This window comes from Qipengyuania xiapuensis, assembly GCF_019711395.1.
GTDB lineage: Bacteria > Pseudomonadota > Alphaproteobacteria > Sphingomonadales > Sphingomonadaceae > Qipengyuania > Qipengyuania xiapuensis.
This window is the reverse complement of the sequence record NZ_JAIGNL010000001.1, coordinates 833,730-859,389: the sequence shown is the minus strand read 5'-3', so window position 1 is coordinate 859,389 and position 25,660 is coordinate 833,730. Positions and strand designations below refer to the sequence as shown.

Here is a 25,660-nt window from a genome sequence, read left to right as displayed (position 1 = left end):
GCAGAAACTTCACCCCTCGGGAAACGCAACGGACGCAGTGCACGCATGATCGGCATGATTCTCGTCACCCACGGCAAGCTTGCCGAACATTTTATCGATGCGATGGAGCACGTGGTGGGCAAGCAGGAAGGCGTGGCCACCATCTGCATCGGCCCCAATGACGATATGGAACAGCGGCGCAAGGACATCGCCGACGCCATCGGCGAGGTCGACACGGGCGATGGCGCGATCATCCTCACCGACCTGTTCGGTGGCACGCCCTCCAATCTGGCCATTTCGCTGCTCGACACCGGACGGATCGAAGTGATCGCCGGCATCAACCTGCCGATGCTGATCCGCCTTGCCGGTGCGCGCAAGAGCATGAACGTCGTCGAAGCCGTCGCCGCGGCGCAGACTGCCGGACGCAACTACATCACCGTGGCGAGCGAATTCCTCGGCCAGGACATCGAGAGCGCACGGAAGGCGAGTTGAGCGAACTTCGTAAACAACTGACGGTCGTGAATCAGCGGGGCCTTCATGCGCGGGCCAGCGCCAAGTTCGTCGGCGCGGTCGCGGAGATCCCCGAAGGCTGCAGCGTTCGCGTGGCCAAGGGTGGCAATGAGGCGGCCGGCGGCTCGATCCTCGGGCTCATGATGCTCGGCGCTGCCAAGGGCGACACCATCGAATTGATCGTCGCCGGCGACAATGCCGATGCCGTGATGGCCGAGCTTTCCGCAATGGTCGAGGACGGCTTCGGGGAGCCCTGAGCATGGCCGCGCACCGCCGGGTCATCACCGGCTTTTCCAATCCCACCGTCAAGGCGCTGCGGGCGCTGCGCGAGAAAAAGCATCGCAAGGCCGCACGCCGGTTCCTTGCCGAAGGCCTGCGCCTGCTCACCGACGCGCGCGAATGCGGACACATTCCCGAAGTGCTCGTGCTCGCCGATCGCCGCGATCCGCATCCGCTGCTCACCGCGCTCGAAGAGGCCGTCGAGGCCAGCGGCGGCGAAGTGATCGAGACCACGCCGGACATCCTTTCCAAGATCACCGGCAAGGACAATCCGCAGGCGGTCGCAGGTGTTTTTGCCGAGTTCGACACCTCGCTGGAGACGCTCGATCGCTCGTGCGCGGATATCTGGCTTGTCGCCCAGGCGCTGCGCGATCCGGGCAATATCGGGACCATGCTGCGCACCGGTGACGCCATCGGAGCGGGCGGGCTGATCCTAATCGACGACTGTGCCGATCCCTTCAGTGTCGAGACCGTGCGCGCCAGCATGGGTGCAATCTTCACGCAGAAGCTCGCTCAGGCACACTGGGCCGAGTTCGAAAGCTGGTTGAGAAAAGGCGATGGACAGCTTGTCGCCGCTTCGCTGCGCGATGCCCAGCCCTATCGCGGTGCGCCCTATGCGGCGCCCTGTTTCGTGATGGTCGGCAATGAAAGCCGCGGCCTTCCCGAGGAATATGAGATGGCTTGCGACCTGCGGGTCACCATGCCGATGAAAGGCCGCGCCGACAGCCTCAACGCTGCGGTCGCCGCCGCAGTGCTCGGCTACGAAGTACTCGCTTCTCTATCCTGAAATTCGTGCCGGAAGAGGTCAGTCTTCGGCCTTGTTCGTACCGCCATGTTCGATGATGTGGTCGAGCACCGAAAGATGCAGCGGCTGGTCGAACTCGACGCCTACCTGCCGCTTCTCCACCCACTTGGTGCGTGCGGCGATCGGGCCGATGTCTCCGATGCGCAGGGTGATCTCGTCACCCTTGCGGAGCCGGCCAACCAGGTCGGCGAACTGGCAGCCGTATTCGGAGAGATCGCGGATAGCGATATCGAAGCGCACACCGGTACCCTTGCGGTACCGGCCCATGACCGAAATCGAGTAGCGCTTTTCCCGCCTCAAATCCATTTGGCGAACCCCGTCAGCCTACGAAACCACAATTGTAGTAACGCGACAATTGCGTCTTATGCACCAAGAAACAATGTTTTTATTTCGTTACGCGATTAACCAACGAAATTTCCTATTCCGCAGCCTCGCGGTCTTCCGCGCGGCCATCCTCGATTTGCGCTGCGTCTTCGGCATTATAGCGCGGAGTGGCCTCTACTTTAGGCACCTCCTCGATTTCACGCTTGCCGATCTCGATGCCTTTTTCGTGCAGGCGCCTTCCGGCTGACAGCACGTTTCGCTCGAAACTGCCGACGAACTTGTTGTAATTGTTGACCGCAGTCTCGAGACCGCCGCCGACGCGCTTCATATGCTCGGCAGCGACGGCGAGACGGTCATAGAGCTCCGCCCCTGCCTTGCCGATCTCCACCGCCTCACGGGCGATCGTGTCCTGGCGCCAGACCTGCGCCACCGTGCGCGCGATGGCTACGAGGTTGGTCGGCGTGGCCAGTAGCACCTTGTTGTGGAAGGCGAAGTCCCACAGGTCGGGATCGGCTTCGAGCGCAGCGGCGACGAAATGTTCGCCGGGCACGAACATCACGACGTAGTCGGGTGCTTCGTCGAACTGGCTCTGGTAGCTCTTCGCGCCGAGCGTCTGGACGTGGCTGCGCATGGACTTTGCGTGCAGCGAAAGCTGCTGGCGCTTCACATCGTCGTCATCGGCTTCGAACGCGGCCTGGTAGGCATTCAGCGACACCTTTGCATCGATGACCAGTTTCTTCTGGCCGGGCACGTTGACGATGGCATCGGGGCGCAGGCGGCCTTCGTCGGTTTCGAGCGACTGCTCGAGAATGAAATCGGTATGTTCGGCAAGCCCTGCCTGTTCGAGCACGTTCTGTAGCGCCCGTTCGCCCCAGCGGCCGCGCGCTTTGGGCGCATTGGTCAGGCTGTTGCCGAGGCGCTGGGCTTCCTTGCGGACCTCCTCCTGCGAGATACGCATACCCTCGATCTGCTGATGGAGGCGCGAGAAGGCATCGGCGCGCTGGCGCTCGAGCGAGCCGACCTGTTCCTCGTATTTCTGCAGGCGTTCGTTGACCGGCTTGAGCAGCGAAGCGACGGCCTCCTTGTGCTTGGCTTCCGCCTCGCCCAGCCTGCTCGTCGCCTCGTTGCTGAACCGCTCGCGCGCAGCCTCGAGCACCTTGGCACCGGTGTTCTCGAATTCCTTGAGCAGCTTCTCGCGGCTTTCCTCGAGCAGGCGCTTCTGCTCCTCGAAGCCCGCGGCCTTCGCTTTCAGTGCTCCGTGAGCCTCGCGCTCCTCGTCCAGCTTGCGTGCGAGTTCGTCGGCGCGATCGGCACGCTCCGACATGGTCGCAAGCTCTGGCGCCATGCGCGAAAGTTTCTCGGAAAGGTCCTTCGCCTCTGCATCACGCTCGGCATGGCGCGCCTTCCAATCGGCCGCCGGGCGCGAACCGAAGAACCAACCGGCGAAGCCGCCGACCACGAGGCCGCCCAGCAGCGCCATGAGAATGAAAAGCATGGGATCCATCACGCCACATATCCTCCATTGCCGCCGACGCTGAACGCCGGCGGCACGGTGTTGTCAGCCCTGACGATGGCGCACCATGTCAAAGTATGCCTCATCGCGAGATTCAAATCCGCGATCCGACACACGAATGATATGGCCACTTTCTGCGATGCGCATCCAGTGCCAGCCATCTGTCAGGCAACACAGGTTATAGAGATGGCGCATGCCACTCTCCTGTGCTTGGGCTGTCACCGCCGCAGATTGGGATGGTTATGTTACCGCCGACATGCAGCTCTTCCGAGGGTCATGTCTTAGATAAAGGAACCGATTGCCCACTAGCATTGGCAACGCGAAGCGGTTCTTCGCAACCCGATTTGCCTGTCATCGAGTCCCCTACAACATACGCGAGGCGACCGCACACGCTAGTGTTTCGTCGAAGCTTTCTACCGTTTTTGCCCGGCGACCAGATTGTAGAGGAAATAGAAGCCGAAGGTGAAGGCGACGAAATAGGCCGAAAAGCGGATCGCCAGCTGGTCGAAACCGGGATTGCGGTCGATCCAGACCCACGCGCACATCACGAGCGCAAACAGGAGGCCGGCCGCGGCTGCCCGCGACCAGCTGATCTTGTCAGGCTGCTTCACGCAGCTTTTTCAGCTTCTTGAGCGCCATGTTGCGCTTGAGGCGCGAGAGGTGATCGATGAAGAGAATGCCTTCGAGGTGGTCCATCTCGTGCTGGATGCAGGTGGCCATCAGGCCTTCCATGTCTTCCTCGTGGGTCTCGCCCTCGAGATCCTGGTAGCGCACGCGGCAGGTCGCCGGACGGTCGACATCGGCGAAGATGTCGGGGACCGAGAGGCAACCTTCCTGATAAGTCGCAAGCTCTTCCGCCGGATCGAGGATTTCGGGGTTCACGAAGACCCGCGGTTCCTTCTTCGTCGGATAGTGGACGTGTTCGTGACCGCCGTGATTGCAAACCTCGCCCTCGGCTTCCTCGTCCTCGGGCTGGAGGTCGATCACCAGCACGCGCTTCGGCACGCCGACCTGGATGGCCGCGAGACCGATACCGGGCGCGTCATACATGGTTTCGAACATGTCGGAGACGAGCTCGCGCAGTTCATCGTCGAACTCGGTAACCGGTTCGGACACGACCTTGAGCCGGGGATCCGGCACTTCAATAATCTCACGGATAGCCATGGAGGGTCAGATAGGCGCGGAATCCGCCTTTTTCAATCGAATTGGGCCGCTCAGACTGATCGCTTAGCCAAGCGGACGGCGGGCGCGCAAAGCCTGCGCCAGCGTGCCCTCGTCGAGATAATCAAGCTCGCCACCCACCGGCAGGCCATGCGCGAGCTGGGTGATGCGCACAGGGAAGTCCTCGAGCCGCTCGGCGAGGTAATGCGCCGTGGTCTGGCCTTCTAGCGTGGCATTCATGGCGAGCACGACCTCGTCGATGCCGCCCTCCTCGACGCGCGACAAGAGGCTTGCGATGTTCAAATCCTCTGGCCGTATCCCGTCGAGCGCGGAGAGCTTGCCGCCGAGCACGTGATATTTGCCGGTGAAGAGCTTCGCCCGGTCGAGGGCCCAGAGATCGGCAACATCCTCTACCACGCACAGCCCCTTGCCGTCGCGGCGCGGGTCGGCACAGATGCCGCAGGGGTTCGTGGTGTCGACATTGCCGCAAGTGTCGCATTCGACCAGCGCCTCGCCCACCATCGCCAGTGCCTCCAACAGGGCGGGAAGCGCGCTTTCGCGGCGTTTCACCAGCCACAGCACGGCACGCCGCGCGCTGCGCGGGCCGAGGCCGGGAAGGCGTGCCAGCGCGGCGGCCAGCGTCTCGATCTCTTGCGATGCCATGGAGGCACAGATAGGGGGCCGGGGCCGAACACGAAAGGTCACAAGAGACGTCATGCGCATAATCTTCATGGGTAGCCCGGAATTCGCCGTGCCGACGCTGCAGGCGCTGGTCGATGCCGCGCATGAAGTGGTGTGCGTCTACACCCAGCCGCCCCGCCCCGGCGGGCGCCGCGGCAAGGAACTGACCAAGACCGCCGTACACCAGCTGGCCGAGCGGCTCGGCATCGAAGTGCGCCATCCAACCTTGCTCAAGTCGGCCGAGGAGCAGGAGAAGTTCGCCGCGCTCGAGGCCGATATCGGCGTGGTCGCCGCTTACGGACTGATCCTGCCGCAAGCGATCCTCGATGCGCCGAAGCACGGCTGCCTCAATGTCCACGCTTCACTCCTGCCCGACTGGCGCGGGGCGGCGCCGATCCACCGCTCGATCATGGCGGGCGACGAGGTGACCGGCGTCACCATCATGCAGATGGAAGCGGGCCTCGATACCGGCCCGATGCTCGCCACCGTGCGCACGCCGGTCGAGGACAAGACTACGGGCGAACTGACCGAGGAACTGGCCGAGCTGGGCGCGCAGTTGATGGTCGGTACGCTGATCGATCTCGATGCGCTCCACCCGGTCGAGCAGGATCACGAAGCGGCGACCTATGCGAAGAAGATCGACAAGGCCGAGGCGCGGATCGACTGGTCGCGTCCGGCTCAGGATGTCGTGCGCCACGTCCACGGTCTCTCGCCCTTCCCCGGCGCATGGTTCGAGATGGACGGTGTGCGCGTGAAGCTGCTTCGCGCCGAACTGGCCGAGGGTTCTGGCGAGCCGGGCACGGTGCTCGACGACGATCTCGCGATTGCCTGCGGTGAAGGCGCCATCCGCCCCGTCCGCCTCCAGCGCGCGGGCAAGCCGGCGATGGAGCGCGGCGAATTCCTGCGCGGCAACACCATCGGGAAAGGCGCGAGCCTCTCGTGACCCGCTTCGCGCTCACCATCGAATTCGACGGGACACCCTTCGTCGGGCTCCAGCGACAGGACAATGGTCCGAGCGTCCAGCAATCGCTGGAAGACGCCGCCTTTCGCGTCACGGGCGAGGAAGTGCGGCTTTTCAGCGCGGGGAGGACAGATACCGGCGTCCACGCGCTCGCCATGCGCAGCCACATGGATATCGAGAAGGACATCGAACCCTTCCGCCTGATGGAGGCGCTGAATGCGCAGGTGCGCCCCGACCCGATCGCGGTGACGCATTGCGAAGTGGTGCCGGACGACTGGCATGCGCGCTTTTCCTGCACCGGTCGCAGCTATGTCTACCGCATCGCCAACCGCCGCGCGCCGCTGACGCTGGACCGAAACCGGCTCTGGCAGGTTCCGCAGGATCTCGACCACGAGGCAATGGACCGCGCAGCCAAGGCGCTGGTCGGCCTCCACGATTTCACGACCTTTCGTTCGGTCCAGTGCCAGTCGCAAAGCCCTGTAAAGACCCTCGACCGGCTCGATGTGGAGCGCGAGGGCGACGAAGTCCGCATCCACGCCGCAGCGCGCAGCTTCCTCCACCACCAGGTCCGCTCGATGGTCGGATGCCTCGCGCTGGTCGGCATGGGCCGCTGGCGCGAGGAGCAGGTCGCAGAAGCACTGGAAGCGAAGGACCGGCAGGCGCTCGGCCTCAACGCTCCGCCGCATGGGCTTTACTTCGTCGATGCGACCTATCCGGACGACATCTGACGTAACGGCACCCTAGCCAAGCCCTTGAACGAGGCGTAGCGAGGCCCACAAACAGGTTTCGTAACGCAACGAAAGGGAATTGGATGACCACCGGCAAACAGCTTTTCACCACGCTCGAAAGCGACGGCACGCTCACGCTTGCAATCGAGGAGGTCACCTTCCCCGAGCCGACCGGCAACCAGGTGCTGGTCAAGATGGAAGCTGCGCCGATCAACCCGTCAGACCTCGCGATCCTCACCGGCGCGGCCGACTTCGAGAACGCGGAGTATTCCGACGGGAAGGTCGTCGCCAAGATGCCCGAACCGTTCAATTCGGCGTCGAAATCGCGCCACGGCCAGAAGCTTCCGGCAGGTAACGAAGGCGCAGGCACGGTCATCGCGACGGGTGACAGCGACATGGCCAAGGCACTGATGGGCCAGCGCGTCGCCTGTGTGCCCGGCAATGCCTTCAGCCAGTATGCCATCGCCGATGCGGCCATGTGCCTGCCGCTCGGCGAACACAGCAGCGAGGCCGGCGCTTCGAGCTTCGTCAATCCGATGACCGCGCTGGGTTTCGTCGAGAACGCGAAGATGGATGGCCAGAAGGCGATCCTGCACACGGTCGGCGCGTCGAACCTCGGCCAGATGCTCAACCGCATCTGCCTCGAGGACGGCATCGAGCTCGTGAACATCGTGCGCAAGGACGACCAGGCCGAGCTGCTCAAGTCGCAGGGCGCGAAGCATGTCGTGAATTCCTCGGACGACGATTTCATGGACCAGCTCAAGAGCGCGATCGACGAGACCGACGCTTTCTACGGCTTCGATCCGATCGGCGGCGGGCAGATGGTCGACAGCTGCTTCCGCGCGATGGAACAGGTCGCCGTGTCCAAGATGACCGAATATTCGCGCTACGGGTCGAACCAGCAGAAGCGCATGTTCATCTATGGCCGCCTCGATTTCGGGCCCACCGTGCTGACGCCTGCCTACGGCTTCGGCTGGACGCTATCGGGCTGGCTGCTGACGCCGTTCCTGCAGAACGCCGGGATGGAAACCGTGATGCGCATGCGCACCCGCGTGCTCGAAAACCTCACCACCACTTTCGCCAGCCACTACAAGACCAAGGTCGACCTCGAAGGCATGCTGACCAAGGATGCGATCCTCGACTATCGCCAGATGAAGACGGGCGAGAAATACCTCGTCACGCCGCACGGCTGAGCCTAGCGGCCGTCGAAGGCACTCTGGATGGCGGCGGGGTCGGTGATCCCGCGCGCCAGCAGCAATTGCAGCAGGATGCGCGCTTTCTGCGGATTGAGCGCGCGCGAGGCGACGAAGCCGTTCTCCGTGTCTTCGGGCTCGCGGTCGACAAGACCTTCGTCGGCGCGGCTGGCGCGCACCACGGGTAGCCCTCGTTTCGCCATGGCCACGAGGGCCTGGCGCGCGCTTTCGGGCATGTTGCCCTCGCCCACGCCCGCCACAACGATACCGCGCGTGTTCTCGCCGACCTGCCGCTCGACACCTGCGGCATCGAACCCGGCATAGGCATAGACGATCACGACCTCGGGCAGCTTGTCGCTCCACTCGAAGGTCGCAGTGCCGCCCTGCCGCCAGGGGGCGCCGAACCATTCGAGGCTGGCCGGCGTGACGAGGCCGATCGATTCGCGAGGAAAGCCGCGGAAGGCCTCGGTCCCGCGCGTACGGACCTTGCGCACATCGCGCGCGGCGAAGACGCGGTCGCCCATGACCACCAGCACGCCGCGTCCTGCCGCATCGGGATCGCTTGCCACGCGCACGGCATTTGCGAAGTTCCTGAGGCCGTCATAGCCCACCGCATCGGCAGGCCGCATGGCGCCCACAACGACCACCGGCTTGTCTGCTGGAAGCGTCAGGTCGAGCAGGAATGCGGTCTCTTCGAGAGTATCGGTGCCATGGGTGACGATGATGCCGTTACAGGCCTCGTCGGCGAGGGCTTCTTCGATCGCGGGGTGCAGGTCGTTCCAGACGCCGGGGCCGATATCCGCCGAATCGATATTGGCGATCTGGCGCCCCGAAAGCTCCGCCTCGAGGCCGAGACCGCCGACCTTCTCGAGATATTCCTCGATACCGATCTCGCCCGCACGGTAGTCATGCGCGATTGCGGACCCGGCAATGCCGGCGATGGTGCCTCCGGTGGCAAGGACTGTGAGCCTGGTCGTCATGGCGCTCCTTTTGACGAAGGGGGCGATAGCGACAATTGATTTTCGCGTCACGCACGCTATGTGGCGCTTCACCCGACACCGGTTGGGGCGCTTAGCTCAGTTGGTAGAGCATCTCGTTTACACCGAGAGGGTCGGCGGTTCGAGCCCGTCAGCGCCCACCAGTTTCGATTGGTCAGACCCATCCAGGGGATGGATTTGGATCGAAACTCCCGAGCTCAAGTGACGGGCCAATCCCTTACATCGCCATCCAGCTCTGCCACAGCATGTAGGCGGCAACGACGAAGATCACGCCTGCGAAGATCTTGGTCAGCGCGCCCGTGCTCGACAGCTTCTGTGCCATGCGAGTGCCCGCCAAGCTGCCGATTACGCCGCCGCCGACGAAGACGCCCGCCAGCAGCCAGTCGACATATCCGGAAAGCGCATAGTTGCTCGCGGTGGTGATGCCGAAAGCGCTGACCGCGACAAGGCTGGTGCCGACCGCATAGATCATCGGCATGCTCGTGGCGGCAATCAGGCCCGGCACGATCAGGAACCCGCCGCCGATGCCGAAAAAGCCCGACATCGCACCTGCGCCCAGCCCGTATCCTCCGAGCTGCAGCGCATTCTCGCGGCCCAGCACGACGTCGGCATTGCTCACACGGCCGGATTTGCGGAGCATGAGCGCACCAACGACGATCATCAGGATCGCGAAGAGGAACAGCAGCTTCTGCCCGTCGAAATTCTTGCCCACGGTGGATCCGGCAAGTGCGCCCAGGACGCCTGCCGCCGCGAAAAACAGCCCGCAGCGCCATTTCACCGTGCCCCGCCTCGCGTGGTTCACGAGACCCGCAAGCGCGTTGGCCGCCACGGCGAGTGCGCTGGTACCGATCGCCGTGTGCGGATTGGGCACGCCGACGACATAGACCATCAGCGGCACGGCAAGGATCGAGCCTCCCCCACCGATCAGGCCGAGGACGAAGCCGACCGCTACGCCGGAAAGTGCTCCGGAAGTCCAGTAGATCCAGTCAATCATATCGCCGCACGCGCCTTATATTAGGTATTCCTGATATAAGGCCTCGGAGCCGTTCTGACAAGTTGCGGGCGATCAGCCTCCCAGCGCCGCATCGATGGCGGCGCGTGCCTCTTCGCCGGACCAATCGAGATCGCCCTGCACTCGCCAGATTTCCCGGCCGGATGCATCGTAGAGCACGGTCGTCGGCAGCATCACGCCGCCCAGTGCGAAGCCGAGCTCGGCATCCGGGTCGCGCCAGCTTTCGAGATAGGCGAAGTCGTTGCGCGCGAAGAACTCGGCCACTTTCTCTTCGCTGCCCATGTCCTGGCTCACGGTCACGACCCGCATGCGGCCGTCATAATCGGCTGCAAGCTCGTCGAGCAGCGGCATTTCCTTCACGCATGGTGCGCACCACGTGGCCCACAGGTTCACGAGCACCGGCTCGCCTTGCAGGGCTCCGAGGTTCAGCTGGCGACCATCCAGGTCGGTGACGTTGACTGCTGGCATCAATTCGCCCGCCATCATGCGATCGAATTCGCCGATTGCCGCGGGTGAAGCACCGCTTTCTTGCGCCGCGTCGGGCGCGCTCCTATCGCAGGCGGCCAGAGACAAGGCGAAAATGGATAGAAGCGTGAGCGAGAAGCGGGACAATACGGGCTCCAACAGCATGTGGGGCGGCAGGTTCGCCGAAGGGCCTAGCGCGATCATGCGCGAAATCAACGCCTCGATCCCGTTCGACAAGGCGCTCTGGCGCGAAGACATCGCGGGAAGCCTCGCCCACGTCGCCATGCTGGCGAAGCAGGGCATCGTCAGCGAAGCCGACGCCGAGACGATCACCGATGGCCTTACGCAGATCGCCGAGGAGTACGAGCGCGATGGCGTGCCCGAAGACTGGGACCTCGAGGACATCCACATGACGGTGGAGGCGCGCCTGACCGAGATCGTCGGCCCTGCCGCAGGACGCCTGCACACCGCGCGCAGCCGCAACGACCAGGTCGCGACCGATTTCCGCATGTGGGTAAGGAGCGCGATGCAGCGCGCCGTCGCCGGGATCGACGTGCTGCTCGGAGCGCTGGTCGAGCGGGCACAAGAGCATGCCGGCAGCATCATGCCGGGCTTCACGCATCTCCAGACCGCGCAGCCGGTGACGCTCGGACATCACCTGCTCGCCTATTTCGAAATGCTGATGCGTGACCGTTCGCGCTTTGCCGATGCGCTGGCACGAATGGACGAATGCCCGCTCGGATCGGCGGCGCTGGCCGGCACCGGTTTCGACCTCGACCGCGAGATGACTGCCGAGGCGCTCGGCTTTGCAAGGCCGACGCGCAACAGCCTCGATGCCGTCTCCGACCGCGACTTCGCGCTCGATTACCTGATGGCGGCGAGCCAGTGTTCGCTCCACCTAAGCCGGCTGGCCGAGGAGTTCATCATCTGGGCGAGCCAGCCCTTCGGCTTCGTCAAGCTGCCCGACACGCTTTCGACCGGCAGTTCGATCATGCCGCAAAAGCGCAATCCCGACGCTGCAGAGCTCGTGCGCGGTCACGCGGGCCGCGTAATCGGCTGCGCGACCAGCCTGATGGTCACGATGAAGGGCCTGCCGCTCGCCTATTCGAAGGACATGCAGGACGACAAGCCGCCGGTATTCGAGGCTGCCGGCCTGCTCGACCTGAGCCTTGCCGCGATGGCGGGAATGGTCGCCGACAGCGGTTTCGACACCGCCCGCATGAGGAAGGCAGCCGAAGCGGGGCACGCAACCGCGACAGATCTTGCCGACTGGCTGGTACGGCAGGCGGACATTCCGTTCCGCGAGGCGCATCACATTACCGGCGCGGCAGTGAAGCTGGCCGACCAGAAGGGCGTCGCGCTCGATGGTCTCTCCATCGAGGACCTCAAGGCGATCGATGCGCGGATCGACGAGCGCGTCTTCGATGCGCTTTCGGTCGATGCCTCGGTCGCCGCGCGATCCTCTTATGGCGGGACCGCCCCGACCCGTGTAAGGGAGCAGGTCGAAGAGGCCCGCAAGCGGCTGGAGGACAAGTAGAATATGCGCATCGTCGCCGCCCTGACCCTTGCCGTGCTGCTCGGCGCATGCGGCCAGAAGGCCAAGCTCGAACCGGTCGCCGGCCAGGACCTGCCGCCCAAGCCCTTCGGCGCGGAAACGCAGCCCGATGCAGCCGACCTGCTCGCGCTCGACCCGCAGGCGGCGCCCGATCGCAGCGTGGAATTGCGCACGCGCAGCGAGGAGCGCGAGGACGATCCTTTCGACCTTCCGCCCGAATAATCGCCAAGGCCTTTTTCAAGCCGAAAAGCACAGCTTGTTAGACTCTGCCCGCGCCTTTCGGCACAGGCAGCTTCCATGGACCATTTCCAGCTCCGCGATGGCGTTCTCTACGCCGAAGACGTGCCCATGCCGGTCATTGCCGAAGATGTCGGCACACCGGTCTACATCTATTCGCGCGCGACGCTCGTGCGCCATGCCCGCGTGTTCCGCGACGCGCTGTCGGGGCTGAAACACCCGCACATCGCCTTTGCCGTCAAAGCCAATCCCAACCTTGCCGTGCTGCGCGTGCTGGCAAACGAGGGCTATGGCGCAGATGTCGTCTCTGGCGGCGAGCTGACCCGCGCGCTCGCGGCAGGCATGAAACCCGAAGACATCGTCTTCTCCGGCGTCGGCAAGACCCATGCCGAGCTGCAGCAGGGCCTCGAGGAAGGCATCGGCCAGTTCAATATCGAGAGCGAGGAAGAAGGCTACGAGCTCGCCGCGATCGCCCGGCGTATGGGCAAGCGCGCGGCCTGCGCGCTGCGGGTCAATCCCGATGTCGATGCCCGAACGCATGAGAAGATCTCGACCGGCAAGCGCGAGAACAAGTTCGGCGTGCCGCTCGACAAGGCGCAGGAAATCTACACCGCGCTTGCAGGCGAGGACGGTCTCGACATGCGCGGGATCGCGATCCACATCGGCAGCCAGCTTGCCGATCTCGAACCGCTCGAGACCGCGTTCGGCAAGGTCGGCGAACTGATCGCCGCCCTGCGCGCGGGAGGTTGCAAGGTCACCCATGCGGACCTCGGCGGCGGGCTCGGCGTCCCCTACAAGGCAGGCGAGGAGCTTCCGCAACCGGCCGAATACGGTGCCATGGTCGAGCGCGTCACCAAGGACTGGGACGTCACGCTGATGTTCGAACCCGGCCGCGTGATCGCGGGCAATGCGGGCGTGCTGCTGACCCGTGTCATCCGGGTGAAGCGCGGGATCGAGCGGCCCTTCGTGGTGGTCGACGCCGCCATGAACGACCTCGCGCGGCCCGCCATGTACGGCGCATGGCACGATTTCGAGGCGGTCGAACCGACGGGCGAAAAGACCATTTCCCACATCGTCGGACCGATCTGCGAGACGGGCGACACCTTCGCGATGGACCGCGAATGCGATGTCCTGACCGCAGGCGACCTCGCTGTCTTCCGCACGGCCGGTGCCTATGGCGCGACCATGGCGAGCAGCTACAACTCGCGCGGTTTCGTCGCCGAAGTGCTGGTCGATGGCGACAAATATGCCGTCGTTGCCGACCGTATTGCGGCGGGCGCGATCATGGATGCGGAGCGCGTGCCGGACTGGCTCGACTGATGCTCCACTCGATTCCACTCTTCCACCGCATCTCCGGCGTCCGCGTGGTCGTCGTGGGGTCGGGGGAGATGGCCGAGGCAAAGGCGCGGCTGGTCGAGCGCGCGGGCGGCATTCCCTGCGGCGAGACCGAGGCACACCACGCTCGGCTGGCATTCGTCGCGCTCGAGGATCCGCGCGCTGCGGAAGCCGCAGCATTGCGGCTCAAGCGCGCTGGCCTCCTCGTCAATGTCGCCGACAGGCCGGAGCTGTGCGACTTCACCCTGCCGAGCGTCCTCGAACGCGGACCGGTTCTCGTCGCGGTGAGCACGGGCGGCGCATCGGCCGGGCTCGCCAAGCACTTGCGGTTGCGACTGGAACGGCTGCTGCCCGAAGGTCTCGGCAGGCTGGCAGAAGGCCTCGCCGCGGCCCGCGAGAAAATCCGCGCCCGCTTCCCCGATGGCGACAAGCGGCGCCGCGCCATCGATGCAGCGCTGCAGGAAGGCGGCGCGCTCGATCCCTTCGCTGCAGGATCGGCGGACCGCGTCGATGACTGGCTTTCGGGCAATGAAGGCGAGGTCGATGGCGGGACGCTTGAATTCACGCTCTCCAGCAACGACCCCGACGACCTCACCCTGCGTCAGGCACGTGCGCTGGGCACCGCCGATGTCGTCGTGCACGATGAGGGAGTAGCCGAAGCGATCCTGATCCGCGCCCGCGCCGATGCCCAGCGGGTTGCCCTCCCCGCCGACACTTCGGCCATGGAAGGCAAGATCGTTGTCCTGAAGCTGGAAAGCTAGAGCGCAGCCACCGGCTCCGCATTGGGAGCACCAATCGCTGCGAAATAGCGTGCCATCGCATCGGCCGTGCTGTCGGCAAGCGCGATATGTGCACGGCGGCGATCATGCTGATCTGGAATACGCACCAGCAAATCGGCATCGACCATCTGCGCAATCCACCGCAGTGCGGTTGTCGCCGGAACGCCTGCGGCGATGCAGAGCGATGTCACGCAAACCCGCTGGCGCTCTGCCCGGGCGGCCGCGAGGTCGAGGAGGATATCCCAGGCCGGATCGGCGAAAAGCTCTCCATCGAAGAACTTCGCACGCGCCTGTCGCTGCGCGATCATCTGCCGGATATAGGCGGCATCGGGCAGGCGCGGCCGCGCCCGTGTCTCATCCACCACGACATATTCGTCACCCTGCCCGCGCCAGGCCTGGCTCGCCGCCTCGAGCCGGAATGCACCGCCGCCTTCGCGCTGGCCGGGCGAAAGCTGTTCCACCCGCTCGGCCATGCGGGCCACCTGTTCGGTGAGGCGCAGCACCATGAGGCGGTCTTCCTCCGCCATTTCGCGCAGGCGCAGGTTGGGGACCTCCGCCAATGCGCGCCCGATCGCGATCACGCGCTCGGCATGGCCTGCATCGACGAGGATCTGCGCACCCGACATGGCAAAGCAACCGAAGACCGTGTCGAGCGCCGCCATACTGGTCGAAACCACCAGTTGCGCGCCCGACTTTCCGGCCCGCATGTCGAGCCGCGAGAGGATCGCCATGGCTGCGCCATCGGCCTCCACACAGTCGACCAGCACGAGATCGCCCAGCGACCCGCTCGATCCGCTGGCGAATTCTTCGAGGCTGCAGCATTCGAGAACGCGATATCCGGCCAGCTCCGCATCTTCGAGCATCTGGGCGCGAACCGCATCGCGATCGGCAAGGATGGTGACGGCAAGCTGGCAACCGGCACCGTCGCGCACCGGCTCGTAGGAAAAATCGGCCTGCATCGAATCGTTCTCCTGCGCTCGTTAGTGCGAACGTAGTGAGAACAAAAAGGGACTCTGTCAAGAAATCGAGCGCGTTTCGATTTTCGATTGAACCTTTGGCCCTTCCCCTGCGACTACAGTGACATGACGGGGCAAGGCACACGGCAGCCGGAAACGGCACGACTGTTCGACGAGCTGCTGGTCGCCCATGTCCAGTCGGGTGACCGCCGCGCCTGCGACCGGCTCGTCCAGCGCTGGCAGCCGCGTTTGCTCAGGACCGCCCGCCGGCTCCTGCGCGACGAGGACCAGGCGCTCGTCGCGGTGCAGGAGAGCTGGATTTCGATCCTGCGCGGCATTGGCGGATTGCGCGATCCCTCGCGCTTTGCGCCCTGGGCATTCGGCATCCTGCGAAGGCGCTGTGCCGACGGGATCAGGCAGGTGCAGGCGCGCCGGACCCGCGAAGGCGAAATGCCCGAGGAAGTGGCTGCGCCGCCATCTGCGGGCGATGCCGCCGCCTTGCACCAGGCCTTTGCGGGCCTGCCGGACGACCAGCGGTTCGCCGCACAACTGTTCTTCGTCGAGGGGCTGACCCTCGCCGAGGTTGCCGAGGTGCAGGAGGTGCCCGTGGGCACTGCCAAGACGCGCCTCTTTCATGCCCGCCGCAAGCTGAAGGCGGCGCTTACTGGAGACGAGAGATGACCAATATCGACGACACCATCCGGGGGGCGCTGGACGAGGACGACAAGGCTTTCCTCGCCTCGCTCGACGAGGACCGCGGGATGTTCCGCCAGATCGGGGACAGCATGTCCGGCCCGCTCGGCGGCTGGGCGAAGTTCAGCTTCGCCCTGGCAATCGCGATCGGGATCGGCCTCGCATACTGCTTCTACCGCGCCATGACCGCCGATACGCTGCAGCCGATGGTCGGCTGGGGCATGGCAACGCTCGGCCTGCTGATCATGCAGGGTTTCCTCAAGGAATGGATGTTCGCGCGCATGAACATGCTCACCGTGCTGCGCGAGGTGAAGCGCCTGCAGTTGCAGGTATCGATGCTGGAGAAGCGCTGAAGCGCGGATCAGTCCATGAAGGGATCGCGCATCAGGATCGTATCGTCACGCTCGGGGCTGGTGGAGACCAGCGACACGGGCGTTTCGATCAGTTCCTGGATACGCTGGACGTACTTCACTGCATTGGCCGGCAGGTCCGCGAAGCTGCGCGCTCCGGCGGTCGATTCCTTCCAGCCTTCCATCGTCTCGTAAATCGGCTCGACCGCTGCCTGGTCGGCGGCGTGGCTGGGGAAGTAATCGTAGACCTGCCCGCGCAGACGGTAGCCGGTGCAGATCTTCACCTCGTCGAGGCCGTCGAGCACGTCGATCTTGGTGAGCGCGATCCCGGTCACGCCGCTGATCGAGCAGCTCTGGCGCACGATCACGGCGTCGAACCAGCCGACGCGGCGCTGGCGACCGGTGACGGTGCCGAACTCATGACCGCGCTCGCCGAGACGCTGGCCGATCTCGTCTTCGAGCTCGGTCGGGAACGGGCCGCTGCCGACCCGGGTGGTGTAGGCCTTCACGATGCCCAGCACATAGCCGGTCGAATTGGGGCCGAGGCCGCTGCCCGAGGCCGCCGTACCGCTGACCGTGTTCGAGCTAGTGACGAACGGGTAGGTGCCGTGGTCGATATCGAGCAGTACGCCCTGCGCGCCTTCGAACAGGATCTTCGCGCCGGCCTTGCGCACCTTCTTGAGACGCTTCCACACCGGCTGTGCATACTGGAGCACGAAATCGGCAATTCCGCGCAGTTCCTCGAGCAGCGCCTCGCGGTCGACCGGCGGCTGGTCGAAACCGGCGCGCAGCGCATCGTGGTGCGCGCAAAGGCGATCGAGCTGCGGCTCGAGATGATCGAGGTGAGCGAGATCGCACACGCGGATCGCGCGGCGGCCTACCTTGTCTTCATAGGCCGGGCCGATGCCGCGACCGGTGGTGCCGATCTTGCCCGAACCGGCTGCAGTTTCGCGCAGGCCGTCGAGATCGCGGTGGATCGGGAGGATCAGCGGGCAATTGTCGGCGACTGCAAGGTTATCTGCGGTAATCTTGACGCCCTGGCCTTCGAGCTTCTCGACTTCGGCCTTCAGCGCCCACGGGTCGAGGACCACGCCGTTGCCGATGATCGACAACGTGCCCGACACGATGCCCGAGGGCAGCAGCGAAAGCTTGTAGGTCGTCCCGTCGATGACGAGAGTGTGGCCGGCATTGTGCCCGCCCTGGAAACGAACGACGGCATCGGCGCGGCTGGCAAGCCAGTCGACGATCTTGCCCTTGCCCTCATCGCCCCACTGGGCGCCGATTACGGTGACGTTGGCCATATTTCAAAGCTCGCAATGTCGGATGCTCAAACGCGCGCGGCACTAGGCGCATATGAGGCACGGGGCAAGGCGCAGGTGAGGAAACATCGGCTGTTTTCTCCATTGTCTGGGCAAAGGAGAACTTATGACCGATTATCCCACCCTCGAACTCAACGATGGCCGCCAGATCCCGCAGCTGGGCTTCGGCACCTGGCAAATGGAAGAGGAAGACGCGCCCGAGGCCGTCTCGACCGCGATCGATGTCGGCTACTGGCTGATCGATACCGCCGCGATCTACGGCAATGAAAAGGGCGTCGGCAAAGGTGTCGGCGACTGGTCGGACATCTTTCTCCAGACCAAGATCTGGAATGAGAGCCAAGGTTACGAGCGGACGCTCGCCGCGGCAGGCAAGTGCCTCGGGCGCTTGGGCCGCGATCATGTCGATATGCTGCTCATCCACTGGCCCTGCCCGGAAAAGGACCTATTCGTGGAGACATGGAAGGCGCTGATTGAGCTGCGCGACCAGGGCAAGGCGAAGTCGATCGGCGTGTCGAATTTCCGCGAAGAAGACCTGCGCCGCATCATCGACGAGACCGGCGTCACTCCTGCCCTCAACCAGATCGAACTGCACCCCAGCTTCCAGCAGCGTGAGATGCGCAAAGTGCACGATGAACTGGGCATCGTGACGCAGAGCTGGTCGCCGCTCGGACAGGGCAAGGGCATGGACAACGAGGTGATCGAGGCGATCGCTTCGGAGACCGGCCAGCCCGAAACCGCCGTGATCCTGCGCTGGCACATCCAGCACGGGCTGTGCCCCATCCCCAAGGCATCGAGCCGCGATCATATCGAGGCGAACTTCAAGGCGCTGTCCTTCACCCTGTCGGACGAACAGATGGGCCGTATCGACGCGCTCGACGATCCGGATGGGCGGATGGGTCCCGATCCGGCCGATTTCAACGGCTGACAAACGGGGATGCAGACGGCGCGCCGGAATGCTATCGGCGCGCCGTCATGTCCGAACTGCCTATCCGCATCGCTGCGCTCTACCATTTCACGCGCTTCGACGATCCTGCCGCGCTCAAGCCGGGCCTGCTCGCCTGCGCCGAGGAAAACGGCGTGCGCGGCACATTGCTGCTGGCGAACGAGGGCATCAACGGGACGATTGCCGGAAGCGATGCGGGCATCGAGGCCGTGCTCGAATACATTCGCGCGCTGCCCGGATGTGCCGAACTCGACTGGAAGGAATCGCGCGCAGCGGAAATGCCCTTCCACCGTACCAAGGTCCGCCTGAAGCGCGAGATCGTGACCATGGGGCAGCCCGATCTCGATCCGGTCGACGGGGTCGGCACCTATGTCGATCCGCAAGACTGGAACGCGCTGATCGCGGACCCCGACACGATCCTGATCGACACGCGCAACGACTACGAAGTCGCCATCGGCACCTTCGAAGGCGCGATCGATCCTGAGACCAAGAGCTTCCGCGAGTTTCCCGAGTGGTTCCGCGCCCGCCGCGAGGAATTCGAGGCGGAAGGCCGCAAACCCAAGATCGCGATGTTCTGCACCGGCGGTATCCGCTGCGAGAAATCGACCGCCTTCGTGAAGTCGGAGGGACTGGACGAGGTCTATCACCTCAAGGGTGGCATCCTGAAATATCTCGAGGAAGTGCCGCAGGAAGAAAGCCGCTGGGAAGGCGAATGCTTCGTCTTCGACGAACGCGTCAGCGTGAAGCATGGCCTCGACGTCGGCACGCACAGCCTGTGCCGCGCCTGTCGCCGCCCGCTGGCCGAGGAAGACCTCTCGCACGAGCACTTCGAGGAAGGCGTCTCCTGCCACCAGTGTCACGGCGAGCGCACAGAGGAACAGCGCGCGCGTTATCGCGAGCGGCACCGGCAAGCCAGGCTCGCCGAGGCACGCGGCGAAGAGCATATCGGGCGGAAGGAAGAGGATGGCTGAGCCGGTCCTCTACAGCTTCCGCCGCTGCCCATATGCCATGCGGGCACGCATGGCGCTTTCTGTCAGCGGGGCCGAATACGAGCACCGCGAAGTCGTGCTGCGCGACAAGCCACCTCAGATGCTCGAAGTCTCGCCCAAGGGTACGGTGCCGGTGCTTGTGACCGAGGACGGGGCGGTGCTGGAGGAAAGCCTCGACATTATGCGATGGGCTCTGGGGCAGAGCGATCCCGAAGGTTGGCTCGACCGTAGCGATGCCGATCTGCTCGCGGCCAATGACGGTCCGTTCAAGCACCATCTCGACCGCTACAAATATTCGACCCGCTATGACGACGTCGATCCGGAAGAGCACGGTTCCGAGGCCCTGAAGCACCTGCGTGTGCTCGACGAGCGGCTCGCGGCCTCGCCCTACCTCTGCGGCGAGACGCGGGGCTTTGCCGATATCGCGATCTTCCCTTTCGTGCGCCAGTTCGCCAACGCCGACCGCGAGTGGTTCGACGCGCAGGACCTGCCGCACTTGAGCAAGTGGCTGGAAGCTCTGGTGAATTCGGAGCTGTTCACCGGCGTGATGACAAAGCACGACCAGTGGAAGGCCGCCAGCTAGAGCACTTTCGCTTGGCCCGCATCGAGCACGTGCGTGCAGCCAAGCGCCGCCGCTTCGTCGCCCGCTTCGATCGCCGCAACGGTACGCCAACCATCGCTCCGGAGCTTTGCTGCGGCCTTACGGTCGTGGCCCAGCGGCAGGAACACAGCTTCACGTGCGCGGGCATCGTGATTGCCTAGCGCTTCGAGCAGCGGTTCCATGTAGAGCGAGAAACCGGTCGCGGCTTCTTCACTGCCCTTGATCGCGTAGGTGCCGCCCCGGCCCAGCGCAGCGCGGGCGCCGCTGGCGTGCAGCGTGAAGCCGAACCAGCTCTGGTATTCGAAGCCGTGGCGTTCGGACGGGTCGAGCGTGAGCCGTGCGCGGTCGCCAAGTGCGGCGACAACCTCTTTCAGCCCGGCAATACGCGACGCGAGCACGCCACCCGCGTCGATTGCGGCGAGCTTTTCGATCGCCTCGTCGAAGGGGCCGGTCGCATAGAGCAGCGGCAGGTAATCCTCGCCGCCAGCCGCCTTGAGGCCGCCTGCATCCTTCATGTCGAGTTCGCGGCGGATCGCCCCGCGCTTTTCCTCGGCAAGCGGCAATGCCTTTTCCGCCAGTGTGTCGACCAGGTCGGGCAGCGTGAAATCGACCGAGAGGCCGGTCAGGCCCGCAGCCTCGAGCGCATCGAGCGCCACCGTCACGGCTTCGATGGCCGCCGCGACACTATCGCTGCCGATGAGTTCGGCACCCAGCTGCAGGCGCTGGCGCGCCGGATCGAGCTGGTCGGCCTTGAGGCTAGCGACCTCGCCCGCATAGCAAAGGCGCAGCGGGCGCGGTGCGTCGGCAAGGCTGGTCGCGGCAATCCGGCCGACCTGCACGGTGATGTCGCTGCGCAGCGCGAGGGTGCGCAGGCTTTCGGGATCGGTGAAGCGCACCATTCGGCGTGTCGCCACGCCTTCCATGCGGCCGGCGAGCGACTTTTCGAATTCCACCAGCGGCGGGCGCACACGATCGTAGCCATGGCTGTCCATCGCGCCCAGGACCTGGCGCATGGCGCGGGTGATCGCGGCGGCACGCGCAGGCAGCGCGTCTTCGAGGCCGATGGGCAGGAGATCGTCAGGCTGTGTCATACGGCCAGCGCCCCTGCCCCATCGCGCTTCAGAATGCCAGAGGCATTACGGTCTTCACGCCTTCCAGCGCGCAGGCCTTGTCGACGACTTCCTGCGGGATCGGCTGGTCGACGCTCAGCAGCAGCACCGCTTCCCCGCCCGCTTCGCGGCGGCCGAGGTTGAAGGTGCCGATGTTGATGCCGTTCTCGCCGAGCAGCGAACCGATGCGGCCGATGAAGCCCGGCGCGTCCTCGTTGACGATATAGAGCATGTGCCCGTCGAGCTCGGCTTCGATGCGTACGCCGAAGATCTCGGTCAGACGCGGAGCATCGGCCCCGAACAGCGTGCCGGCAACCGAACGATCGCCGCTGTCGGTCCCCACGGTCACGCGCAGCAACGTGTTGTAGGCGCCTTCCTTCTCGTGGCGGATCGAACGGATATCGAGGCCGCGCTCCTTCGCGAGGAAGGGTGCGTTGACCATGTTCACCGTGTCCGAATACTGGCGCATCAGACCGGCAAGGACAGCGCCCTCGATCGGCTTGCCCGAAAGCTGGGCGGCAGCGCCCTCGCGCTCGATGCTGATCTTGGTGAGATTGCCGTGCGCCAGCTGGCCGACGAGGCTACCGAGGTTTTCTGCAAGGCCCATGTAGGGGCGCAGCTTGGGCGCCTCCTCGGCGCTCAGCGAAGGCATGTTGAGCGCGTTCGTGACGCCGCCGTTGACGAGGTAGTCGGCCATCTGCTCGGCCACCTGCAGCGCCACGTTGACCTGCGCTTCGGTGGTGCTTGCGCCGAGGTGCGGCGTGCAGATGAAGTTGGGCTTGCCGAAGAGCGGGCTCTCGGTAGCCGGTTCGGTCTGGAACACGTCGAGCGCCGCACCCGCGACCTGTCCGCTGTCGAGAGCTTCGGCCAGGGCCGCTTCGTCGATCAGCCCGCCGCGAGCGCAGTTCACGATGCGCACGCCCGGCTTGGTCTTGGCGATGTTTTCCTTCGAGAGGATATTGCGCGTCTCGTCGGTAAGCGGGGTGTGCAGCGTGATGAAGTCGGCACGCGAGAGAAGCGTGTCGAGATCGACTTTCTCCACGCCGATTTCGACTGCGCGATCTTCGGTCAGGAAGGGATCGAACGCTATCACCTTCATGCGCAGGCCCTGCGCGCGGGCAGCGACGATCGAGCCGATATTGCCGGCACCGATCAGGCCCAGCGTCTTGCCGGTTACCTCGATGCCCATGAAGTCCTTCTTCGGCCACTCGCCCTTCTGCGTGCGTGCGTCGGCCTGCGGGATCTGGCGGGCGAGCGCCATCAGCATGGCGATCGCGTGTTCGGCGGTGGTGATCGAATTGCCGAACGGCGTGTTCATGACCACCACGCCCTTCGAACTGGCGTAGGGAATGTCTACGTTGTCGACACCGATGCCCGCACGGCCGATGACCTTGAGATTGGTCGCCGCGTCGAGGATTTCCTTGGTCACCTTGGTCGACGAACGGATAGCGAGGCCTTCGTATTCGCCGATGCGGGCGGCGAGTTCTTCGGGCGTTTCGCCGGTGATGACGTCTACGTCGCAGCCACGCTCTTCGAAGATACGCGCAGCGTTCGGATCCATCTTGTCGCTGATGAGGACTTTGGGTTTGCTCATGACGGAATATTCCTGTCGTTTTCCCGGCTGTGCCGGTCGAAATTAGGGGGAAGGCGGCGGCCCGACGTGCGGGCCGCCAGCTTGGTCAGCCGTTCTTGACGGTCTCGTAGGCCCACTCGATCCACGGCAGGAGACGCTTCAGGTCTTCCTGCTCGACCGTGCCGCCGCACCAGATGCGAAGGCTCGGCGGGGCATCGCGATAGCCGTTGAAGTCATAGCCGACGTCGCGCTCTTCGAGGAGCTTGACGATCTTCTTGGGAACGGCGGCCTGGTCTTCTGCCGACAGGCTTTCGTACCAGTCGCCCTGGAAGACGAAGCATACGCCCGTGTTGGTGCGCTTGGCAGGGTCGGAAACCATGTTGCGCAGCCACGGCGTCGCCTCGATCCAGTCGAGGACGATCTTTGCATTGGCATCGGCGCGTTCGAACATCGCCTTGCGACCGCCCATCGCCTGCGCCCATTCGAGCGCATCGATGTAGTCTTCGGTCGCCAGCATCGAGGGCGTGTTGATCGTCGCCCCTTCGAAGATGCCGCGGTTGATCTTGTCACCCTTCTTCAGGCGGAAGAGCTTGGGCAGCGGCCATGCCGGATCGTATTCCTCGATGCGGGAAACGGCCTTCGGGCTGAGGATCAGCATGCCGTGCTGGGCTTCGCTGCCCATCACCTTCTGCCAGCTGTAGGTCGTGGCATCGAGCTTCGCCCAGTCCATCTCCATCGCGAAGACGGCGCTGGTGGCATCATTGATGGTCACACCCTCGCGGCCCGGGGCGAGCCAGTCGGTGTTCGGGACCTTCGCGCCGGAGGTCGTGCCGTTCCAGGTGAAGACGACGTCATTGTCCTGCGGGATCGATGCGAGATCGGGGATTTCGCCATAGTCGGCATCGAGCGTGGTCAGCTGCGGCAGCTTGAGCTGCTTGACCGCATCCTGGATCCAGACGTTACCGAAGCTTTCCCAAGCCGCGACGGTAGCCGGGCGGTCGGGGCGCAGCATCGTCCACATCGCGCATTCCAGGGCGCCCGTGTCCGAGGCCGGCATGATGCCGACAAGGTAATCCTCGGGCACGCCGAGCATCTCCTTCGACAGGTCGATGGCATATTTCAGCCGCGACTTGCCGAGGGCGCTGCGATGCGAGCGTCCGAGCGATTCGGTTTTCAGATTGGATGCAGACCAGCCCTTGTGTTTGGCGGTCGGCCCCGACGAGAAAAAGGGGCGCTCAGGCTTGAGCGTCGGTTCAGTCATGTATTCTCTCCTTGCAGAGAGCACGCGCGGCGTTGGGACCGCGTGGCCCGCTGGCGGCAATAAAGTTGCTTCTTCGGGAGTCAATGCGAAATAGGTATGCGCCTTGCGAAACTCCGGCTTCGGTAGATCAACCTACCCCTCGCCAAATTCGTTCCGAGACCCTAAAGGCCCAACCCGATGGATGTGACCGACCTACGCATCGCACTGTTCAGCGGGAACTATAACTATACCCGCGACGGCGCGAACCAGGCCCTCAACAGGCTGGCAGACTACCTGCTGCGGCAGGGTGCGGCGCTGCGCGTCTATTCGCCGGTAGTCGCCGAGCCCGACTTCCCGCCGACCGGAGATCTCGTGGACGTGCCCAATGTCCGGATGCCGGTGAAGGGCCGCGGCGAATATCGCCTTCCGCTCGGCCTCAATGACGAGGCGCGCCGCGACCTCGAGGATTTCATGCCCAACACGGTGCATGTCTCATCACCCGATCCGACCGGCCATGCCGCGCTCAAATGGGCGCGCAAGAAGGACATTCCGGTCCTCGCCAGCGTCCACACCCGCTTCGAGACCTATCCGCGATACTATGGCCTGAGCTTCCTCGAACCCGCCGTCGAAAGCCTGCTGCGGCGCTTCTACAATCGCTGCGATGCGCTGGTCGCACCTTCGCAGAGCCAGATCGACGAACTGCGTGCGCAAGGCATGCACGAAGACATTTCGATCTGGTCGCGCGGTGTCGATCGCGAGGTCTTCGATCCCTCGCGCCGCGACATGGAATGGCGCCGTGCCAACGGACTGGCGGACGACGATGTCGCGATCGTTTTCCTCGGCCGACTGGTGATGGAAAAGGGTCTCGACGTCTTTGCCGACACCATCGTCGAGCTGCGCAAACGCCAGGTCCCGCACAAGGTGCTGGTGATCGGTGACGGGCCAGCACGCGGCTGGTTCGAAAAAGCCCTGCCCGGAGGCATCTTCGTCGGCTTCCAGACTGGCAAGGACCTCGGCCGCGCTCTCGCCAGCGGCGACATCTTCTTCAATCCCTCGATTACGGAGACCTTCGGCAACGTCACGCTCGAGGCGATGGCCTGCGGCCTGCCGGTCGTTGCTGCCGGGGCCACCGGAGCTGCCAGCCTAGTGACGCATGGCGAGACGGGCCAACTGGTCCCGCCGAGCAAGTGCGAAGGATTTCCGAAAGGCTGTGCCGAGGCGCTCGCTCCTTATTGCACCGACGATGCGCTGCGTCTCGCCCATGGCGCAGCGGGCGAGATGGCCGCGAGGGCCTACAGCTGGGATGCGATCAACCAGGCAGTCGTCGATACCTACCTGCGGCTGCACGAGGCACGCGCGAAGGCCGGCTAGC

30 protein-coding genes and 1 tRNA gene are annotated in these 25,660 nt (G+C 64.6%); 17 read left to right on the top strand and 14 right to left on the bottom strand.

All coding sequences use genetic code 11. The features are described from left to right. The first annotated feature begins 45 nt into the window (after positions 1–45). From K3163_RS04350 to K3163_RS04340, 3 genes are read left to right on the top strand one after another with little or no spacing between them, the layout of a single operon-like run. The gene (locus K3163_RS04350; RefSeq protein WP_221429037.1) at positions 46–471 is read left to right on the top strand and encodes a PTS sugar transporter subunit IIA; all 426 of its coding nucleotides are present in this window, start codon (positions 46–48) and stop codon (positions 469–471) included. Continuing rightward, entirely contained in the window at positions 468–746 is a 279-nt protein-coding gene (locus tag K3163_RS04345) for an HPr family phosphocarrier protein (RefSeq protein ID WP_221552788.1), read from the top strand. Before K3163_RS04350 ends, K3163_RS04345 begins: the two co-directional genes overlap by 4 nt. A gap of 2 nt (positions 747–748) precedes the next feature. Then, positions 749–1,555, top strand: coding sequence for a TrmH family RNA methyltransferase (locus K3163_RS04340; protein ID WP_221552787.1), 807 nt, complete (start codon positions 749–751; stop codon positions 1,553–1,555). Between the two features lie 18 nt (positions 1,556–1,573). On the opposite strand, the gene K3163_RS04335 is transcribed toward K3163_RS04340, so the two are convergent. The 6 genes from K3163_RS04335 to recR form a co-directional block, all read right to left on the bottom strand. Further along, positions 1,574–1,879: a PilZ domain-containing protein gene (locus K3163_RS04335; protein ID WP_221429040.1), complete on the bottom strand. Its 306-nt coding sequence runs from the start codon at positions 1,877–1,879 to the stop codon at positions 1,574–1,576. Positions 1,880–1,991: 112 nt separating this feature from the next. Continuing rightward, on the bottom strand, positions 1,992–3,401 hold the full coding sequence (locus K3163_RS04330; RefSeq protein WP_221552786.1) for a DNA recombination protein RmuC: 1,410 nt from the start codon (positions 3,399–3,401) through the stop codon (positions 1,992–1,994). A gap of 54 nt (positions 3,402–3,455) precedes the next feature. Further along, positions 3,456–3,605, bottom strand: a complete 150-nt coding sequence (locus K3163_RS04325) for a hypothetical protein (protein ID WP_221552778.1) — start codon at positions 3,603–3,605, stop codon at positions 3,456–3,458. A gap of 218 nt (positions 3,606–3,823) precedes the next feature. Continuing rightward, a complete protein-coding gene (locus K3163_RS04320) occupies positions 3,824–4,021 on the bottom strand; it encodes a hypothetical protein (protein ID WP_221552768.1) in 198 nt (65 codons plus the stop codon). Then, positions 4,008–4,574: a peptide deformylase gene (locus K3163_RS04315; protein ID WP_221429043.1), complete on the bottom strand. Its 567-nt coding sequence runs from the start codon at positions 4,572–4,574 to the stop codon at positions 4,008–4,010. The genes K3163_RS04320 and K3163_RS04315 overlap by 14 nt, the downstream gene beginning before the upstream one ends. Before the next feature lie 63 nt (positions 4,575–4,637). Then, on the bottom strand, positions 4,638–5,234 hold the full coding sequence (gene recR, locus K3163_RS04310; RefSeq protein WP_221552765.1) for a recombination mediator RecR: 597 nt from the start codon (positions 5,232–5,234) through the stop codon (positions 4,638–4,640). A gap of 52 nt (positions 5,235–5,286) precedes the next feature. Here recR and fmt point away from each other — a divergent pair, with 52 nt between their 5' ends. From fmt to K3163_RS04295, 3 genes are all read left to right on the top strand, one after another. Then, positions 5,287–6,195, top strand: a complete 909-nt coding sequence (fmt, locus tag K3163_RS04305) for a methionyl-tRNA formyltransferase (RefSeq protein ID WP_221552763.1) — start codon at positions 5,287–5,289, stop codon at positions 6,193–6,195. Continuing rightward, positions 6,192–6,941: a tRNA pseudouridine(38-40) synthase TruA gene (truA, locus tag K3163_RS04300; protein ID WP_221429046.1), complete on the top strand. Its 750-nt coding sequence runs from the start codon at positions 6,192–6,194 to the stop codon at positions 6,939–6,941. Before fmt ends, truA begins: the two co-directional genes overlap by 4 nt. Before the next feature lie 83 nt (positions 6,942–7,024). After that, positions 7,025–8,134 (top strand): zinc-binding dehydrogenase, encoded by a 1,110-nt coding sequence (locus K3163_RS04295; protein ID WP_221552761.1) that lies wholly within the window; start codon positions 7,025–7,027, stop codon positions 8,132–8,134. Between the two features lie 2 nt (positions 8,135–8,136). On the opposite strand, the gene K3163_RS04290 is transcribed toward K3163_RS04295, so the two are convergent. Next, complete coding sequence (locus K3163_RS04290; RefSeq protein WP_221552759.1) at positions 8,137–9,114, bottom strand: asparaginase; 978 nt, start codon at positions 9,112–9,114, stop codon at positions 8,137–8,139. Positions 9,115–9,199: 85 nt separating this feature from the next. Here K3163_RS04290 and K3163_RS04285 point away from each other — a divergent pair. Further along, positions 9,200–9,275 (top strand) — tRNA-Val (locus tag K3163_RS04285). A gap of 74 nt (positions 9,276–9,349) precedes the next feature. Here K3163_RS04285 and K3163_RS04280 read toward each other — a convergent pair. Both K3163_RS04280 and K3163_RS04275 read right to left on the bottom strand, forming a co-directional pair. Further along, positions 9,350–10,126, bottom strand: a complete 777-nt coding sequence (locus tag K3163_RS04280; RefSeq protein ID WP_221552751.1) for a sulfite exporter TauE/SafE family protein — start codon at positions 10,124–10,126, stop codon at positions 9,350–9,352. A gap of 72 nt (positions 10,127–10,198) precedes the next feature. Next, entirely contained in the window at positions 10,199–10,774 is a 576-nt protein-coding gene (locus K3163_RS04275) for a TlpA family protein disulfide reductase (RefSeq protein WP_221552742.1), read from the bottom strand. On the opposite strand from K3163_RS04275, the gene argH reads away from it, so the two are divergent. From argH to K3163_RS04255, 4 genes are all read left to right on the top strand, one after another. Beyond that, positions 10,773–12,146, top strand: coding sequence for an argininosuccinate lyase (gene argH / locus K3163_RS04270; protein ID WP_221553961.1), 1,374 nt, complete (start codon positions 10,773–10,775; stop codon positions 12,144–12,146). The two genes, K3163_RS04275 and argH, sit on opposite strands and share 2 nt — an antisense overlap. 3 nt (positions 12,147–12,149) lie before the next feature. Then, entirely contained in the window at positions 12,150–12,386 is a 237-nt protein-coding gene (locus tag K3163_RS04265; RefSeq protein WP_221429052.1) for a hypothetical protein, read from the top strand. A 75-nt stretch (positions 12,387–12,461) separates the two neighbouring features. After that, positions 12,462–13,721: a diaminopimelate decarboxylase gene (gene lysA, locus K3163_RS04260; protein ID WP_221552740.1), complete on the top strand. Its 1,260-nt coding sequence runs from the start codon at positions 12,462–12,464 to the stop codon at positions 13,719–13,721. Next, entirely contained in the window at positions 13,721–14,497 is a 777-nt protein-coding gene (locus K3163_RS04255; RefSeq protein ID WP_221552732.1) for a precorrin-2 dehydrogenase/sirohydrochlorin ferrochelatase family protein, read from the top strand. The genes lysA and K3163_RS04255 overlap by 1 nt, the downstream gene beginning before the upstream one ends. Here the strand turns inward: K3163_RS04255 and K3163_RS04250 are convergent. After that, positions 14,494–15,474 carry a helix-turn-helix domain-containing protein gene (locus K3163_RS04250; protein ID WP_221552727.1) on the bottom strand — a complete coding sequence of 327 codons (981 nt, stop codon included), beginning with the start codon at positions 15,472–15,474 and terminating at the stop codon, positions 14,494–14,496. The genes K3163_RS04255 and K3163_RS04250 overlap by 4 nt on opposite strands. 123 nt (positions 15,475–15,597) lie before the next feature. Between K3163_RS04250 and K3163_RS04245 the strand changes: the two genes are divergently transcribed. Both K3163_RS04245 and K3163_RS04240 read left to right on the top strand, forming a co-directional pair. After that, positions 15,598–16,152, top strand: a complete 555-nt coding sequence (locus K3163_RS04245; protein ID WP_221552725.1) for an RNA polymerase sigma factor — start codon at positions 15,598–15,600, stop codon at positions 16,150–16,152. After that, positions 16,149–16,517 (top strand): DUF6768 family protein, encoded by a 369-nt coding sequence (locus K3163_RS04240; RefSeq protein ID WP_221552716.1) that lies wholly within the window; start codon positions 16,149–16,151, stop codon positions 16,515–16,517. The genes K3163_RS04245 and K3163_RS04240 overlap by 4 nt, the downstream gene beginning before the upstream one ends. Positions 16,518–16,525: 8 nt before the next feature. Here K3163_RS04240 and K3163_RS04235 read toward each other — a convergent pair whose 3' ends face one another. Continuing rightward, entirely contained in the window at positions 16,526–17,815 is a 1,290-nt protein-coding gene (locus tag K3163_RS04235) for an adenylosuccinate synthase (protein ID WP_221552714.1), read from the bottom strand. 124 nt (positions 17,816–17,939) lie between these two features. Here K3163_RS04235 and K3163_RS04230 point away from each other — a divergent pair, with 124 nt between their 5' ends. Genes K3163_RS04230 through K3163_RS04220 form a run of 3 tightly spaced genes read left to right on the top strand, consistent with a single transcriptional unit; the run spans position 17,940 to position 20,348 of the window. Beyond that, positions 17,940–18,758, top strand: coding sequence for an aldo/keto reductase (locus tag K3163_RS04230; protein WP_221429059.1), 819 nt, complete (start codon positions 17,940–17,942; stop codon positions 18,756–18,758). Between the two features lie 47 nt (positions 18,759–18,805). Beyond that, positions 18,806–19,747 (top strand): oxygen-dependent tRNA uridine(34) hydroxylase TrhO, encoded by a 942-nt coding sequence (gene trhO, locus K3163_RS04225; protein WP_221552712.1) that lies wholly within the window; start codon positions 18,806–18,808, stop codon positions 19,745–19,747. Continuing rightward, positions 19,740–20,348, top strand: coding sequence for a glutathione S-transferase (locus K3163_RS04220; protein ID WP_221552710.1), 609 nt, complete (start codon positions 19,740–19,742; stop codon positions 20,346–20,348). The genes trhO and K3163_RS04220 overlap by 8 nt, the downstream gene beginning before the upstream one ends. Here K3163_RS04220 and K3163_RS04215 read toward each other — a convergent pair. The 3 genes from K3163_RS04215 to K3163_RS04205 all read right to left on the bottom strand — a co-directional run bounded on the left by K3163_RS04215 (position 20,345) and on the right by K3163_RS04205 (position 24,309). Beyond that, a complete protein-coding gene (locus tag K3163_RS04215) occupies positions 20,345–21,457 on the bottom strand; it encodes an ATP phosphoribosyltransferase regulatory subunit (RefSeq protein ID WP_221552708.1) in 1,113 nt (370 codons plus the stop codon). The genes K3163_RS04220 and K3163_RS04215 overlap by 4 nt on opposite strands. A gap of 28 nt (positions 21,458–21,485) precedes the next feature. Continuing rightward, positions 21,486–23,069 (bottom strand): phosphoglycerate dehydrogenase, encoded by a 1,584-nt coding sequence (serA, locus tag K3163_RS04210; protein ID WP_221429063.1) that lies wholly within the window; start codon positions 23,067–23,069, stop codon positions 21,486–21,488. Positions 23,070–23,154: 85 nt separating this feature from the next. Further along, positions 23,155–24,309: a phosphoserine transaminase gene (locus K3163_RS04205; protein WP_221552705.1), complete on the bottom strand. Its 1,155-nt coding sequence runs from the start codon at positions 24,307–24,309 to the stop codon at positions 23,155–23,157. 177 nt (positions 24,310–24,486) lie between these two features. Here K3163_RS04205 and K3163_RS04200 point away from each other — a divergent pair, with 177 nt between their 5' ends. Next, positions 24,487–25,659, top strand: coding sequence for a glycosyltransferase family 4 protein (locus K3163_RS04200; protein WP_221552703.1), 1,173 nt, complete (start codon positions 24,487–24,489; stop codon positions 25,657–25,659). Position 25,660 lies beyond the last annotated feature (1 nt).